Raw genomic sequence first — 14,747 nt, 5'->3', positions numbered from 1 at the left:
TCTCTCCCTGTTGTTGTTATTTTACGTTTGTTCGCTTCTGGTTGTTCTGTCTCCGTTTCCAGTATGGGCATCTCGACCCTGAGGCGACCATTCATCAATTCGTGGTCGCGCTACACTGGCGCAGTATGCTCTCTTGGCATAAAGCACCTCAATCATCAGCAGGCTTTCCATTTCTTATCTGAACCAGCGCGATAACTTATCAATAGTTGCCCTTCATGGAAGAAATTAACATTATAGTTGCGAACAGTATAGTCTATGATGTAGCGTTCCTTTTAACCCAAGTTTCAGGGTCCAAAAAAGGACAGCCAGTGCACCCGGCTGAGCCTGACATTAATGGCAAAAGAACGCCACATTCGGGAGGATATATCCAATGAGTACATTCACACGGCGCGCTGCGGCGGTTGCGATGTCTGGCGTTGTTGCCCTGACGGCATTCGCATCGGCAGCTGCGGCTGACACAACCCGCCTGCGGTTTCACACGTTTTATGGCACCGAAATCGATCCGATTTTGAAAAAATTCAAAGACACGGTTAAGGAAAAATCCGGCGGCGATCTGCGCCTGACCGTGTTCCACGGTGGCGAGCTTGTCGCGAGCGACCAGCTTTTGGACGCTGCCAAAAAAGGTTCCATTGACATCGCGCATGGCCATGGCGGCTACTGGTCCGGTCAGGTCGACATCGGCAACATCGAAGCCGGTTTGCCGGGCGGTTGGACCAGCCTTGACGAAGCGAAGGCATTTTTCGACAGCGAACCCGTCGATAGCCTGCTGAACGAAGCCTACACCGAAGCCGGTGTCGTATACCTCGGCAAAGGGTATGGACACGACTATGATCTTTTGACCAAGGAGCCGGTAACGTCACTTGCCGATCTGAAGACACGCAAAATCCGCGCCACTTCCAACGTGGCTAAAGTGTTGGAATACTTTGAAATTCCAACAGTTTACCTGCCGGCTGGTGAACTTTATATCGGCATGTCCACAGGTGTGATTGACGGCGCGATCTATGGCGGCCCAATTGAATACGAACAGCTCAAACTGAACGAAACCGCCACGCATTACACACGCCTTAACATGCTGATGCCGGGCTGGACTGAAACTTTCCTGGCAAACCCGGAAAAGTGGAACGCCCTGTCGGATGAGCACAAGGCGATCATGCAAGAAGCCACAGCGCAGTTCGCCCAAGACATCAATGACTGGCTTGCCGAAGGCAACCAATCCGTTGTCGACAAAGGTGACGTGTTTGAATTTGCAACTCTGCCAGATTCAGATTCCAAGGAACTGACAGTTGCGGCGCAAGAAGTTTGGCAGGAAGAGGCCGCACGTTCCGAGCGCAACAAAAAGTTGATTGATCTGTTGATCGAGAACGCCAAGGCGCAAGGGCGTCTGTAATGAGCTTGGTGACAAGATATCTTGTCGCTCAGGATGGCCTGTCCGAATTTGTCGGGCGGGCCATTGCCTGGCTCACGCTGGGCATGATCGGTGTTTTGATGATCGAGATTGTCTCTCGGTACTTCCTCAACGCGCCAACCCTCTGGGCTCATGAAACCAGCACCATGCTTTATGGTGCTTTTTGTATGTTGGCGGGCTGTTACACATTGCGCCATCGCGGACATGTGCGCAGTGAAGTCATCTGGGGCGTCTTGCCCAAACGTGGTCAGGCCTTTTGTGACATGCTGATTTTCTCTGCCGGTTTTGTCGTGCTTGCGATCTTCTTCAAGCTGTCCGTCAGCTTCGCCGCCGAAAGCTGGGCCGTGCTGGAATATTCCAACAAAAGCATGTGGCAACCGCCGCTTTACCCGATCAAAACGGTGATTCCTGTCGCTGTTGGTCTTGTTTTGCTGCAAAACATTGCCGAATTGGTGCGATCCGTCCTGACAGTGTTTAACGTCGACTATGATGATCCGCGCGAGCAGGAAGAAGAAATCGACATTGATCCTGAACTGTTGGCAACTGCGACCAAGGCCGACGTTACCTCGTCTTCCGACAACCGCTGATATCCGGGCGCAGCATGCTGCCACCCGCCTAAGGAATTACTAATGGAAAATCTGGACCCGCTGGTCATAACGGCCATCATGTTCTCGTCGATGCTGTTGCTGATGGCACTGGGTGCGCCGCTGGCTTGGGCCTTGACGATCTGCGGCGTGGGCAGTGCTTATGCAATTTACGGCGATGGCGGGCTTGATCTGCTGATCTCTTCGACCTTTAGCGCGATGGATAATTTCCTGCTGGTTGCTTTGCCGCTGTTCATCTTTATGGGTCTGGTCCTGCAACGCTCTGGCATCACGGATGATCTGTTTGAGATGATCCATAAGCTGATGGGCGGGCTGCCCGGCGGCCTTGGTATCGGGACGGTCATCATCTGCGCATTGATTGCCGCGATGGCAGGAGTATCCGGTGCGGCAACAGTGAGCCTTGGCATCATCGCCCTGCCTGCCATGTTGAACCGCGGTTATGATAAACGCTTGGTTACAGGTACGATCATGGCCGGTGGCGCATTGGGTTTCCTGATCCCGCCCAGCGTTCTGATGATCATCTACGCCTTCCTCAGCCGCGATTCCGTGGGCAAGCTTTTTGCCGCTGGATTGATGCCAGGCTTGATGCTGGCGACGATTTATATTTTCTACATCCTGATCCGCTGCCGGATTAATCCGACGCTTGGCCCCCCTGCCGAAGATCAATTTACCGCCGCTGAGAAATTCAAATCCCTCCGCTTTCTGATCGCGCCCGGACTGCTGATCTTTACCGTATTGGGCTGCATCATCGGTGGCATTACTTCGCCGTCCGAAGCTTCGGCCATTGGCGCTTTTGGTGCACTGGTGATCGCCGGTGTTCAACGCCGCCTCAGCTGGGACATGATGCGCTATGTCATGTTGTCCACAACCAAATTGATGGGCATGTTGATGTGGATCACCATCGCGGCGGTGTTCTTTTCCAAGATCTATGTTGGCGTTGGCGCCGGTGCTGTTGTGGGCGAGTTGATCGAGGATTATGAACTGTCCCCGAACCTCGTGATCATCGCTATGCTGGTCGCCTATTTCGTCCTTGGTATGTTTCTGGATGACTTCGCGATTGTGTTCATCACCGTGCCGCTGTTTGTGCCGATTGTGCGTGATCTGGGTTTTGACACCACTTGGTTCGCCGTGCTGTTCATCCTCAGCATGCAGTCGGCCTATCTGACGCCACCCTTCGGGTACAACCTGTTTTACATGCGGTCTGTCGCGCCCAAGGAAGTGTCGATTGTGGACATCTATTGGGGTGCCATTCCGTTTGTCGGGCTGCAAATCCTCGGCTTGGCACTGGTCTTCCTGTTCCCGCAAATTGCTCTTTGGTTGCCGAGTATCCTGTTCTGAGCCACTGGCACGCCTTGAGAGCCGATCTGAAATCCGCTGGATGGCACGATGGAACATCGGTGATGGTGTTGTTTGATATAGCGGTGGCCAAGACTTGTAGGTCAAGCGGCCGTGATTGAAACGGTCAATTGCTGTCAGGAACCGCCGCCCTCATAATGGCGATGCGATGCGCAGATACCCAGAGCTAATGGCGTATCAGGCAGACCTCTTTTGCGAACCGCCTGCGGCTCGGAAACGCTGAAGGCAGCAATGTTTAGCAACGATTGCAGACAATAGCGTCCTGTGGATTCAGGCGTGTATCTCGTGACAGTGCCAGAAAAGCGCAGTTGGCATTTCCAACCTCCAGGAACGGGCGCGCAAGGTTTCTGTCTGAAACCGAAAAGAAAGCCGGTGCAACCTGCCCCTTGTCGGGTGCCGCTATCATCCTGCGCGGAAACTACCGGGCTGTCCTTGAATTCCATCGGTTTTTCTTATGCTTCCTCGCGTGATCGGGCGGATCCGTGGATTGTCGCATGGCCTCGATTGACCCCTTTCTGGACTGCGTGAAACAGGGTATCCGGCCAGGAATGGAACATATGGATCGTGCCGCGCATCAGCATCGAAGATAGGTTTTTCAGGCAGCTCGTCAGGCCAACTCAACGGATACATCAGGCTTCCGGAAGGAACCTCCGATCAGATTTGCCTGAGACCACACACTTTTGTTACGGTTCGGCTCTCATCTGGAGTGGACCTTGATCGGGCTTTTCACGGGTGTCGCCAGGCAGCCGGACTTCCATCCAATGCGGCAAATCGTTGACGCCATCATGCAATTCACGAATTTGGCGTCGTAAAATATTCAGAAACCTGTTTGCCAGCGGCGAGGCGAGCCTATCGCGCGGTCGGAATGCAGAAAAAGTGAACTCGATGACAGGTTCAAACGGAATTGCCACGACATTTGGCCAGAACTTCTGCCGCACACCAAGCGGTTCAATAATTGCAACACCAAGCCCTCGCGATACCAGAGCATTTGCTTCGGCCGATGCAAAAACCTCAATCCGCATTTTGCGCGAAACGCGGTACTGCTGGAACACACCATCGGTGATATGGCGCATCCGTGTGTCGCGGGCAAAGGAAATAAACTCTTCGCCCTCAAGGTCCTTGGGGCCGACATGGCTACGCCCGGCCAGTCGATGATTTTGCGATACGATGCATACAGAATTTACGTGGATCAACGGTTCAATCGTAAGCGCCGGGTGCTGGAATTGTGTCGCTGAGAATCCGATATCCACATTGGAAGCCAAAACGTCGGGGCCGACGTTCGAGGACATGTCCATCAGCACATCGATCTCAGGATTGCTTTTGGAAAATTCGGCCACTGCGTCTGCAATCAATGTTAACCCGATCATTGGCGCTGTGGTGATACGCAATTCGCCGGTTCGAAAGGTTCGCAGATCTTCGGCAAAGCGTTCGATATCCGCCAGAGATGCAAACAAGCGGCGGATTTCGTTGTACATCAACTGTGCCTCATCCGTTGGGATTAGGCGCCGTTTTTCGCGGTGAAATAGGGTCAGGTCGAGATCTGTTTCAAGCCCGGCGAGCATCTTGCTCATCGCGGGTTGGGTAACAAACATTCGATCAGCCGCAGACGTAACGGTGCCGGTTTCCATGAACTGGACAAAAGCTTCTAGTTGTCGATGAGTTATGCGCATTTACGGAGGCTCCGTCTTTGGAACGTTACCTGCATAGTGCTGGAACGCAAAGGTTTTCACGCCAACCGCGCAGGTGGGTCATTGTGCCGGCCCATCGGTGTGGAGTCAAACTGCAGCGGGAGGCCAATGAGCGGCCCAGGGGAACAGCGCTTCTATCGCGCCGGCAACTGTAAGCAGCCGAGCCTCGCTATGCCAAGGCCCGACAATCTGCATCCCGATCGGAACTCCGCTGGATGACATGCCAATAGGCACCGATATTGCAGGGTGCCCACTGGCGTTTTGTGGAACGGTATACGGGTACCATGCCTCGCGCAGAGGGCCGTGTTCGATTCCGTTTACAACAAGCGGTTGGTCTTGCTTGTGATCAATTGAAAGCGAAGGAGTTGTGATTGTTGGAGTAATATAAAAATCAGCCTCATCAAATTGGCGTTCAATTTCATGAAATATTTCGGTGCGCGCGCGCATCGCCTTCGCCAGCATATCATAGGTATGTTGAAGACCGGGCGTGAGCGACATCCTGGCTGTCGGATCCATCCGGTCGCCAAATTTTTCAAGCAAATGACCAAAGCGGGAATACTGATAAGAGCGCATGTAGATAAGTGCATTGGCGTTGTCGTAAACGGGGTCTTCGATTTTATCGACTTCTTTGATACCGGCGTCGATCAGCCCGTTGACAGCATCGAGAACCGCGGCTTCCACCTCGGGATCGACCCAATCGTTGAGCGTGCGCATCACCACGCGCATACGCAAGCCTTTGAGTGCGGAGGCCGGATCGGCGGGTAGTATGATCGGTGCGGTGCTGCCACCGTGAGACCAAGGGTCCATATGGTTTGGTCCCTTCATCCCGTTCAATCCAATAGCCAAATCGCAAACCGTGCGGGCCATCACGCCAATGCAGGTAAACGAGCCGAATATATCAGTGGTGGTTTCATGTGGGATGGCACCCCAGGTAGGCTTGATTCCTGCAACCCCGCATGCCGAGGCCGGGATGCGGCCGGAGCCAGCACCATCTGTTGAAACGTGTAATGGGCCAAATCCCATGGCCGCGCAGATACCGCTTCCCCCGGATGAGCCGCCGCAGCTACGATCAAGGTTCCACGGGTTGTGGCTGATCCCGTTTGTCGGACTGTCGGTCAGAACCTTGTGGCCGAATTCCGGTGTCGCGGTCTTTGCGAAAGGAATGGCACCTTTGGCACGCAGCCGGGCGATTGCGACGGCATCATTATCGATAATCTGCCCCTCAAATGCGAAAGAGCCCATTTCCATTGGCAGGCCTTTGACCTTCAAAAGGTCTTTAACAGTAACAGGAAGCCCTTGCATTTCGCCCGCCGGTTCACCCGCTGCAAGAGCGGCGTCACGCGCCTCGGCCTCGGCTATTGCGGCTTCCGGATCGATGTGGGCGATACCGTTTGTTTGCTGATCCAACCGTTCGACCCGATCAAGAACTGCACGCATCAAAGTCGCCGCCTTGATCTTTCCTGCTTTCAACTCTGGCAAAAGCTCAGTCGCCGACTTGCGGCAAAGATCGTCATCATTCATCCCTATCTCCCTCGTCGTATCATGTCATATGATTTGCGGAAATTGTGTTCTTCTGACTTTAAATTCTTAGAAAAGCCTTGGCATTTTTGCCGAGCCAGCGATCTGCAATGTCAGCTTCAATCGGCAATTCACGGATCTCATCCATAACCCGTTTCATCGGCATCATTGGCCATGCCGTTCCGACAATCATCCGATCTTTTAGAACCGTGCGACCATATTGCAGCAGTGGTCCATATCCAGAGTGTTCGACGTTCAAAAGTTTTGGACGCATAGCTATCAGCCCGATCGAAAGATTTGGCTGTCGCCAAGCGACAGACAATAACTCAAGCACCCAAGGCCAACCCGGAGGGGCGGCACAGACCCGTAGTTCGGGGAAATCGCACAGCACCCGGTCGAGCATTTCGGGGCGGCCAAAATCGGGCGAGGATTTCAAAGAAAAGTTCACGCCGACATGGATGTTGACCGGGATATCCAGCTCGATGCATTTGGCATAGAGCGGATACATTCGCCGATCATCGACCGCCAGTTGGTTTTCGAAACATTGCAGATTCAGACCCTTCAATCCTAGTTCCAGCACAGCATGTTCCAATTCCCTTACGGCAGTCATGCCCTTGTTTGGATCAACGCCTGCAAAGCCGATAAACCTGCCCGGATAGGAGGCAATTACATCGGCGACCGCTTCATTGGTGATCCGACCGCCAAATGTGGTTTCGATATCGCGTCCCTTGATGACTGTCAGGTCAATCCCCGCTGTATCGCGTTCAGCGAACCACTGATCCAAGGACATTTCTCCGCGCCCGGACGCTTTTTCCGAAGCCGCATAGACACGGCGGTAATTTGCCAAATGGTTGCCATTGTTAAGGGAAAGGGTAGGTATTGGGGGCGTTGCGCCATAGTCGATGATCATCAGAAACTCCTCATCGCCAAGTGTTTTCCACGCGATCAAACGTGCCGGTCCGGTGGTCTTTGCGGGCATTGACCAATTCGGCCTTGGCCACTTTGAATGAGGGTGTGCGTGGCATGATGTCGATAAATTCAAAATACCGCGGCACTTTGAATGCAGCGAGCCTCTGGCTGGCGTAGTCGACGATCTGGCCGATCAACGCTTCGTTTGCGAGCTGGCCATCCTGCACCACAAGATAGGCTTTTACCTCTTCACCGCGCAGCTCGTCGCAAACAGGTATCAAAGCAACTTCTTCAATCTCTGCCATGTCGCGCAACACGCCTTCAACTTCGCGGCAAGCGATGTTCTCGCCAGATCGGCGGATCATGTCTTTCTTTCGCCCGACGATGAAATGATAGCCCCGGCTATCACGCCAAAAAAGATCGCCAGTGTGAAACCAACCATCCCGCAGTGCCTCTGCGCTGGCGGTTGGATTTGCGTGATAACCAAGGAAAATATCTGGTCCGCGAATGAGCAGTTCGCCAATTTCGCCATCAGGAACGTTGTTGCCTTCGTCATCGACGATACGGGTTTCGCGAAAGGGCGAAGCAATGCCACAACTCCCTGACCCTGTCATACCGCTTGCTTCCATCGGCATGAAAAGTCCTGAGCCGATTTCCGTCATGCCAAAAGCTTCGCGGGCTGTCAGGCCATAGCGGTTTTCAATTTCAGCATGGACCGACGCGCGCACGCCATAAATGTTGGCTCGAATGACCGGGTTTTCGGCGTCATGGGAGGTCGGTGGCTGTTTGCTGGCCGCTTCTGGAAACAGGCAAAACTCTATCCGGTGTTCCGAAAGCCAACGCGCAAATTTGCTGGCGCTTTGTTTGCGGCCCACAACTAGGGTGGCACGCTGGTAGACCGCCATGAGCAAAAGCCATTGCGGATCCATATAGGAAAATGGCGTCGTCGCTAGAATGCGGCGAAATCGCCGTCCATCACGCCAGGCGTTCACCATACCTGTAGTCAGCCAATACCGATGGGTCAGCAAACACCCTTTGGGCAGACCGGTGGTGCCCGAGGTATATTGGATGTTTACCAAATCCTGACCGTGTATTTCAGGCGCAGGGCAATCCCCCGGCATTGTCTCTCTTACGCGTTTGGACCAATCATTCGAGCCGACAATATAGACATCGATATTCAATTCGCAGTTCTTCAGGACGTCAGCGCACTCTTGGTGGATTAGCAATAGGCGGGCACCGGAATCTTCAATGAGGAAGGTCAGTTCACGGGCGGAGTACCGTGTATTGACCGGCACCATCACGCCCCCGATCCGCCCCAGCCCCAGCCAGACGAGAGGCATAGCAGGCACATTCGGTAGCATCACAGCCACTCGATCGCCACGCTCCACCCCGAATGAAGCAAGTAACGCTCCATAGCGCAAACTTTCGTCGCGCACCTGAGCATAGGTTGCTGAGATACCGTCATCAAAGAATTCCCAAAGGATTGAGTTGGGCGAGTCTGCCGTCGCAGCGTCCAAAAGCGCCGGGATTGAATCAGGCATTTCAGCCGCCTCGATGATGGCGCGTCGTTCAGTCGGATTTTGGCGAGGCGTTGTCAGGGGAACGGGTGTCATGGGGTTTGTTGAACCTTGGTAATCAAACGCGAAAACGGCGGAATGCCTTGAGATGACTCTACCTTGCGCGTCATAAGGCAGATGGGCAAATTGCGAATTATAAGAATGTCATAATCATAGGTTATGAAATCGCTTGGAAATTTCACTTTAAGAATCAATATATTGCAAAAACACGAGCTCATGGCGGGATCATTACCTTTAGGAATGAATTCCAATTGCTTTGATATTTGACTTGTGGGTGGCGCTCGGCGCTACACTGACGGAACGTTCGAAAAGATTGTTATCAACACCGACCCTCACGTCCATGACAACCGGAGCCGCCGCGTGCCCATACAAGACAGCGCTGACTATATTCTTCAGATCGAAAACGTCACCAAGACCTTCGCTGGTTCCAAAGCCGTGGACAATGTGGATCTGAACGTAAGACGCGGAGAGTTTGTGACACTGCTTGGCCCTTCGGGTTGCGGAAAGTCGACGCTGCTAAGGATGATTGCAGGGTTTGAAGTCCCCACATCGGGTCGCATTTCGATGCGAGGTCAAGATATGTCGAACCGCCCAGCCTATGAGCGTGAAATTGGTATGGTTTTTCAAAACCTCGCGCTGTTTCCGCACATGAATGTCTATGACAACGTTGCCTTTGGTCTGCGCGCGCGCAATCGGTTGGATGAATTGGATCGCAAGGTTAGGGACATGCTGTCGCTGGTTGGGCTGGAAGGATTTGAGACACGGCGCACCGGTCAGATTTCAGGTGGGCAACGTCAGAGGGTGGCGTTGGCGCGCTCTCTTGTGACATCGCCAGATTTGTTGCTGCTGGATGAGCCGCTTTCAGCATTGGACCTGAAACTACGCCGCCAGCTTCAGATTGAGTTGAAACGCATCCAGCAGGAAATAGGAATTACCTTCATTTTCGTGACCCACGATCAAGAAGAAGCGCTATCGATGTCTGACCGCGTCGCGGTGATGAACAAAGGGAGCGTCGAACAATTCGGGACAGCAATCGAAACCTATCACTTTCCCAAGACCGAATTCGTTGCGCGGTTTGTCGGTGAAACCAACCTATTGCGCGGTGTCGTTTCAGAGCGTTCTTCTGATGGGGCAGTAATTTGTTTAGACGATTGTGACACCCAGGTTTCCGTTTTGACCGGCACCGAGGTTGCCGCAAAAGGAGACCGTGTGGCGGTGTCTATCCGCCCAGAGTATGTGGTTCTGGGGTCGCCGGATAAACACCCGGTCTCTGCTCAAATTACATCACATAGCTTTTCCGGAGCCACAGTGACTTATGCGCTGAACAGCGTTGCCGGGCCATTGTTGGCACAGGTGCCATTCCTGCCAGACAAAGGCCACCCTTTGCCTAAAGGTCAGGCCGTATCAGTTGGATGGCCCGCAGACTCTGTAACCTTGATCCCAGAATAACCGGGACGAAACGTAACCTAACGGGAGGACCCAAAATGGAACTTACAAGAAGAGAGACGCTCGCTGGCTTTCTTGGCACTGCTGCGGCACTGACTATTCCGTCGCAGCTTGCAGCGAAGACCGGTACGCTTTTGCATGCGTCCTGGGGCGGGGGTGTCGGTGACACCTGGACCAAATCATTTTCCAAACCATATCACGAGGCAACGGGCACCGACGTGCGTATTGTCGAAGTGCCAAACCCGGAAGCACAATTTCGCGCGCAGGCCGGGCAGCCGCAGTATCATTCTGGCATCGGGACGTTTGTGCAGGGTGTGAACATGATGCGCGACGATATGCTGGAAACCTTCAGTATCGACGAATTGCCCGCCATGAAAAATATCGACGAGAAATATTGGCTGAAAACTCCGGATGGCCGTCTTGCAGGCGTTACACCGTATTTCGCCTATTATGGTATCGCGGTGAACACCAACGAAGCATCGGTTGAAGATTTCGCTTCCTGGAAAAACCTGGCGGATGAAAAATGGAAAGATCGGTTGGGGATGACACGGCCGATATACCTGTCGACCTATGATCTGACTATGTTGTCGATCGCTGCTGGCGGTGATGAATACAAAACCGAAGGCGGGATGAAACTTTTGGAGGGCATGTCCCGCAACGTGCTGAACGTATCAAATTCTCTTGCGCAGCAGAATACAATGCTGGAACGCGGAGAGGTGGCAGCGATGCCGTTTTATTCAGTGCGGGTCTGGTCGTTAAACGAGGCAGGTGTTGACTACGTCAAAATGATTATTCCAGAAGAAGGCGCGTTGCTGCTGCCATATGTCGTGGCGGCACCCAAGGGCGTGTCGGATCGAGAGCAGGTAGCCGAATGGTTGAATTATGTCGCCTCGGCTGCACCGCAGGAACGTGGTATGGCAATGTCAGGCTACCTTCCTGCAAATACAGACGCTATCGCGACCGACGAGATCAAGGTGAAACTGGGTGGTCTTGATTACAATGAATTGCGCGCGAAGCTCTATCAACCTGATTGGGGTCATATCGCTGAGCATCAGAAAGACACGGTTGCTGCCATCGACCAGATGCTCGCCAGCCTCTAACCTGGAGTAATCGGCCCGCTAGCATGCAGGCCGATTACCCATTCTGAGTTGATCCGCCCAAAATCCGGAGCGATTGTCCCTTGCCCAAATCATTGCGAACTGCCCTGTTGCTGGCCCCATCTGCGTTGTTGATGGGAGTATTTCTCGTGGGGTTGTATAGGTTGGTTCATTCGTCCCTCGTGATAGACGGGCAGTTTGATTTCAGCCAATATTCGGCCATCCTGAACCGGCCCGACTACATTGCCATGCTCGGGCGTACGATCCGCATTGCAGCACTTACGACACTGCTCTCCTTGGTGATTGGTTTCCCGACTGCCTATTACGTCGCGCGTTATGGCGGCAATCGTAACTTCCTGCTTTTGCTGATTGTTTTTCCTTGGCTCGTGTCCATAGTCGTACGCAGTTATGGTTGGGTCGTCATCCTTGGGCCGCGTGGACTGATCAATGGGCTGCTGATTTGGGGCGGGCTGACGGATCGACCGATCAAGCTGATGTATAATGATTTCGGCGTGATCCTCGGACTTGTGCATGTGCTGTGCCCGTTCATGATTATTGCTATCCTGTCTGTTCTCATGCAGATTTCACGATCGCTGGAAGAAGCCTCAATGAGTCTGGGCGGGCGTCCGGCCTATAGTTTTCGCACGGTACTCTTGCCGCTGTCATTGCCGGGAATACTGACCGGGATCACGCTGGTCTATTTGATGGCGACCGGTGCAATTGTTACTCCACTGTTGTTGGGCGGATTGGGTGACACCATGCTTGGAACCGAGATTTTCCAGGAGGTCATGCACTTCTTCGACTATCCAAAGGCAGCAGCGCTGGCGACAGTTCTACTGATCACTGCACTTGCCGTCGTCATTCCCATCCAGATTTTGGAACACTGGGTCGCCCGGTGCCTTTCCGATGGAGCCGATCAATGACCACTCGTATTATCGCCATATCAGTATTGCTGTTTCTGCCGCTACCAATCGTGATCGTCGTGTTGTCCTCATTTACATCAGCAGGCTATCTGTCTTTTCCCATCAAAGGGTTGTCGTTGCGTTGGTATGGTGAATTCCTCGGCTCGGCGGATTGGCTGCGGGTCTTGGGAACCTCGGCTTTACTGGCGTTTATTGGTGCGACGGTCAGCACTGCCGCGTCTTTCGCTGCTGCCTGGGCTGTGGTGCGTCATCGCATTCGGTTTGGAGCAACTTATGAAACCATTCTGCTTACACCGCTGATTTTTCCACATGCCGCGATTGGTGTCATCATGATCGTTACATTGTCGAGCGTGGGTTGGTTGGGGACGTTTACGGGACTGGTCCTGGTACATTGCATTCTGACTATTCCCTATGCCTACCGCCCGGTGGCCGCCGCGCTGCGCAAGGCCGATCCCGCGTTGGAAGAGGCCGCAGCCAGCCTTGGCGCACGTCCATGGCGCACATTTTGGCAGGTCTCTCTGCCGGCTGTGCGTCCGGGCCTGGTCACCTCGCTTTTGTTCAGCTTTATCATTTCCTTTGATGAGGTGACTGTAACCATGTTCCTGGTTGGCCCATTTGTGATGACCCTACCGGTCCAGGTGTTTTCCGAAGTTTTGGAAAGCGCCAGTCCGGTGATCGCGGCGGTCTCAGCCACGCTGGTTTTGTTCACAACGGTGATGGTATTCCTCCTGGACAGGGTCATCGGAATTCAGTTTTTTGTGGAACGTGATTGATGGCCGACCTTATCGAAACCCCTTTTTGGTGGGAGGAGGCCAAGCCGCGCCGTCTTGGCAACGCGCCACCCAGTCGTAGCGATGTAGTTGTGATTGGAGGCGGTTACACCGGATTGAACGCAGCGATCACGCTGCGCGGTGCCGGTATTTCTGTCACCGTTCTGGAAGCCGAGGATTTCGGATTTGGTGCCAGCAGTCGCAATGCGGGTCACGTATCCAGCGGAGTAAATCTTGGTAAATCGGCTTCATCTTCAAATGTGCATTCGCCCTTGGAAGCCCGATTGCCACCTGGCAAGTTTAAGGCCTTGAAAGACGAAGCCGCAGCTTCATTTGATTTTGTCGAAGCTCGCATGAAAGAGCTGTCAACTGATGCGCACTATTTGCGCTCTGGCCGGGTGGTATGTGCGGCATCGCCAAAACATTTCGCGGCGTTACAGGCCAAAGCACCCCATATGCTGCACGATGGTGTGCAGCTGTTCGCAGGTGACCGACAAAAGTGCGCCATCGGATCCGATCATTTCCACGGCGTCATGACAATTGATCGCGCAGGACAATTGCATCCGGGAAAATACCTGCACGGTCTTGTCGATCAGGCGCAAGCGCGGGGTGCTCATCTTTGTGACAACCATCCTGTCCGCATGATTGAGCGATCCTCCCGAGGCTGGCGCGTGAAGGCGCAAGGCGCCACGATTGAGTGTGACAAGGTTTTTATCGCGACAAATGGCTACTCAGATGGCCTGCATCCTTGGATGCGTCGCAGGATCATCCCGGCTGCAAGTTATATCATTGTGACTGATGAATTGCCTGAAGGGTTGATTAATGAGTTGCTGCCACAGGCACGTACGGGCGTAGATACCAAGCGTTTGCTCAGCTATTTTCGACCAACACCTGATCGTCGGCGTATCTTGTTTGGTGGGCGTGCGAGTTTGCGAATGCGTCCTGCGCGCGAAATCGCCGTGGAACTGGCCAAACGGTTACATAGGATATTTCCAGATACCCGTGGTATTGCCGTGCAGTACGCATGGTCGGGCAAGATTGCCTTTACCTTTGATTTACTCCCCCATCTCGGAGAGCATGAGGGCGTGGTTCATGCAATTGGTTGCAACGGTTCGGGTGTGGCGATGCAAAGCTACCTGGGTCATATGGCCGGACAGGCCATATCAGGTGGGCCTAGGTCTGCATTCTGGAACCTCGCATTCCCAAGTGTGCCATTTTACCGAGAAACGCCGTGGTTTCTGCCTGCTGTGACCGGTTGGTATCGACTTCGTGACGGGATTGACCAACTGACAGCTTAGTTCAGCATTGAGAGCGGTGCCCAGGGAAAGGCACCAATGCTTGCGGAACAAGGTGAAGATTGCTTGGCAGCCAGTGACGTTTATCCTTGGGTGTGATGAGAGAGGACCGTTGCGTTAAAAAAGTAGGGCCGTTGCGGGCAAAGGGACGTGATCGG

The 14,747-nt window shown here is 53.5% G+C and carries 12 protein-coding genes; 8 read left to right on the top strand and 4 right to left on the bottom strand.

Going from position 1 to position 14,747, the window contains the following annotated elements; genetic code table 11:
- The first annotated feature begins 370 nt into the window (after nucleotides 1-370).
- Genes OS190_RS16920 through OS190_RS16910 form a run of 3 tightly spaced genes read left to right on the top strand, consistent with a single transcriptional unit; the run spans nucleotide 371 to nucleotide 3,348 of the window.
- Entirely contained in the window at nucleotides 371-1,387 is a 1,017-nt protein-coding gene (locus OS190_RS16920; RefSeq protein ID WP_267159908.1) for a TRAP transporter substrate-binding protein, read from the top strand.
- Nucleotides 1,387-1,992 carry a TRAP transporter small permease subunit gene (locus OS190_RS16915; protein ID WP_267159907.1) on the top strand — a complete coding sequence of 202 codons (606 nt, stop codon included), beginning with the start codon at nucleotides 1,387-1,389 and terminating at the stop codon, nucleotides 1,990-1,992. The genes OS190_RS16920 and OS190_RS16915 overlap by 1 nt, the downstream gene beginning before the upstream one ends.
- 42 nt (nucleotides 1,993-2,034) lie before the next feature.
- Complete coding sequence (locus tag OS190_RS16910; protein ID WP_267159906.1) at nucleotides 2,035-3,348, top strand: TRAP transporter large permease; 1,314 nt, start codon at nucleotides 2,035-2,037, stop codon at nucleotides 3,346-3,348.
- 701 nt (nucleotides 3,349-4,049) lie between these two features.
- Here OS190_RS16910 and OS190_RS16905 read toward each other — a convergent pair.
- From OS190_RS16905 to OS190_RS16890, 4 genes are all read right to left on the bottom strand, one after another.
- Nucleotides 4,050-5,036: a LysR substrate-binding domain-containing protein gene (locus OS190_RS16905; protein ID WP_267159905.1), complete on the bottom strand. Its 987-nt coding sequence runs from the start codon at nucleotides 5,034-5,036 to the stop codon at nucleotides 4,050-4,052.
- A gap of 105 nt (nucleotides 5,037-5,141) precedes the next feature.
- Nucleotides 5,142-6,575: an amidase gene (locus OS190_RS16900; RefSeq protein ID WP_267159904.1), complete on the bottom strand. Its 1,434-nt coding sequence runs from the start codon at nucleotides 6,573-6,575 to the stop codon at nucleotides 5,142-5,144.
- A 58-nt stretch (nucleotides 6,576-6,633) separates the two neighbouring features.
- Nucleotides 6,634-7,551 (bottom strand): amidohydrolase family protein, encoded by a 918-nt coding sequence (locus tag OS190_RS16895; protein ID WP_267159903.1) that lies wholly within the window; start codon nucleotides 7,549-7,551, stop codon nucleotides 6,634-6,636.
- Nucleotides 7,493-9,094 (bottom strand): class I adenylate-forming enzyme family protein, encoded by a 1,602-nt coding sequence (locus OS190_RS16890; RefSeq protein ID WP_267159902.1) that lies wholly within the window; start codon nucleotides 9,092-9,094, stop codon nucleotides 7,493-7,495. The genes OS190_RS16895 and OS190_RS16890 overlap by 59 nt, the downstream gene beginning before the upstream one ends.
- A gap of 324 nt (nucleotides 9,095-9,418) precedes the next feature.
- Between OS190_RS16890 and OS190_RS16885 the strand changes: the two genes are divergently transcribed.
- The 5 genes from OS190_RS16885 (at nucleotide 9,419) to OS190_RS16865 (ending at nucleotide 14,592) form a co-directional block, all read left to right on the top strand.
- Nucleotides 9,419-10,507, top strand: a complete 1,089-nt coding sequence (locus OS190_RS16885; protein ID WP_267159901.1) for an ABC transporter ATP-binding protein — start codon at nucleotides 9,419-9,421, stop codon at nucleotides 10,505-10,507.
- 35 nt (nucleotides 10,508-10,542) lie between these two features.
- A complete protein-coding gene (locus tag OS190_RS16880) occupies nucleotides 10,543-11,604 on the top strand; it encodes an extracellular solute-binding protein (RefSeq protein WP_267159900.1) in 1,062 nt (353 codons plus the stop codon).
- 80 nt (nucleotides 11,605-11,684) lie between these two features.
- Complete coding sequence (locus tag OS190_RS16875; RefSeq protein ID WP_267159899.1) at nucleotides 11,685-12,524, top strand: ABC transporter permease; 840 nt, start codon at nucleotides 11,685-11,687, stop codon at nucleotides 12,522-12,524.
- Nucleotides 12,521-13,297, top strand: a complete 777-nt coding sequence (locus tag OS190_RS16870; RefSeq protein ID WP_267159898.1) for an ABC transporter permease — start codon at nucleotides 12,521-12,523, stop codon at nucleotides 13,295-13,297. The genes OS190_RS16875 and OS190_RS16870 overlap by 4 nt, the downstream gene beginning before the upstream one ends.
- Entirely contained in the window at nucleotides 13,297-14,592 is a 1,296-nt protein-coding gene (locus tag OS190_RS16865) for an NAD(P)/FAD-dependent oxidoreductase (protein WP_267159897.1), read from the top strand. The genes OS190_RS16870 and OS190_RS16865 overlap by 1 nt, the downstream gene beginning before the upstream one ends.
- The last annotated feature ends 155 nt before the right edge of the window (nucleotides 14,593-14,747 follow it).

Origin of the sequence: Sulfitobacter sp. F26204, from assembly GCF_026410305.1 — a bacterium.
Taxonomy (GTDB): domain Bacteria; phylum Pseudomonadota; class Alphaproteobacteria; order Rhodobacterales; family Rhodobacteraceae; genus Sulfitobacter.
This window is presented reverse-complemented; position numbering and strand designations above follow the sequence as displayed.

Excerpts from the sequence above, each read along its gene's own strand:
- OS190_RS16895 (WP_267159903.1), bottom strand. The coding sequence starts at position 7,551 with ATGCCCGCAAAGACCACCGGACCGGCACGTTTGATCGCGTGGAAAACA.
- OS190_RS16905 (WP_267159905.1), bottom strand. The coding sequence starts at position 5,036 with ATGCGCATAACTCATCGACAACTAGAAGCTTTTGTCCAGTTCATGGAA.
- OS190_RS16920 (WP_267159908.1), top strand. The coding sequence starts at position 371 with ATGAGTACATTCACACGGCGCGCTGCGGCGGTTGCGATGTCTGGCGTT.
- OS190_RS16910 (WP_267159906.1), top strand. The coding sequence starts at position 2,035 with ATGGAAAATCTGGACCCGCTGGTCATAACGGCCATCATGTTCTCGTCG.
- OS190_RS16900 (WP_267159904.1), bottom strand. The coding sequence starts at position 6,575 with ATGAATGATGACGATCTTTGCCGCAAGTCGGCGACTGAGCTTTTGCCA.
- OS190_RS16915 (WP_267159907.1), top strand. The coding sequence starts at position 1,387 with ATGAGCTTGGTGACAAGATATCTTGTCGCTCAGGATGGCCTGTCCGAA.
- OS190_RS16870 (WP_267159898.1), top strand. The coding sequence starts at position 12,521 with ATGACCACTCGTATTATCGCCATATCAGTATTGCTGTTTCTGCCGCTA.
- OS190_RS16880 (WP_267159900.1), top strand. The coding sequence starts at position 10,543 with ATGGAACTTACAAGAAGAGAGACGCTCGCTGGCTTTCTTGGCACTGCT.
- OS190_RS16890 (WP_267159902.1), bottom strand. The coding sequence starts at position 9,094 with ATGACACCCGTTCCCCTGACAACGCCTCGCCAAAATCCGACTGAACGA.
- OS190_RS16865 (WP_267159897.1), top strand. The coding sequence starts at position 13,297 with ATGGCCGACCTTATCGAAACCCCTTTTTGGTGGGAGGAGGCCAAGCCG.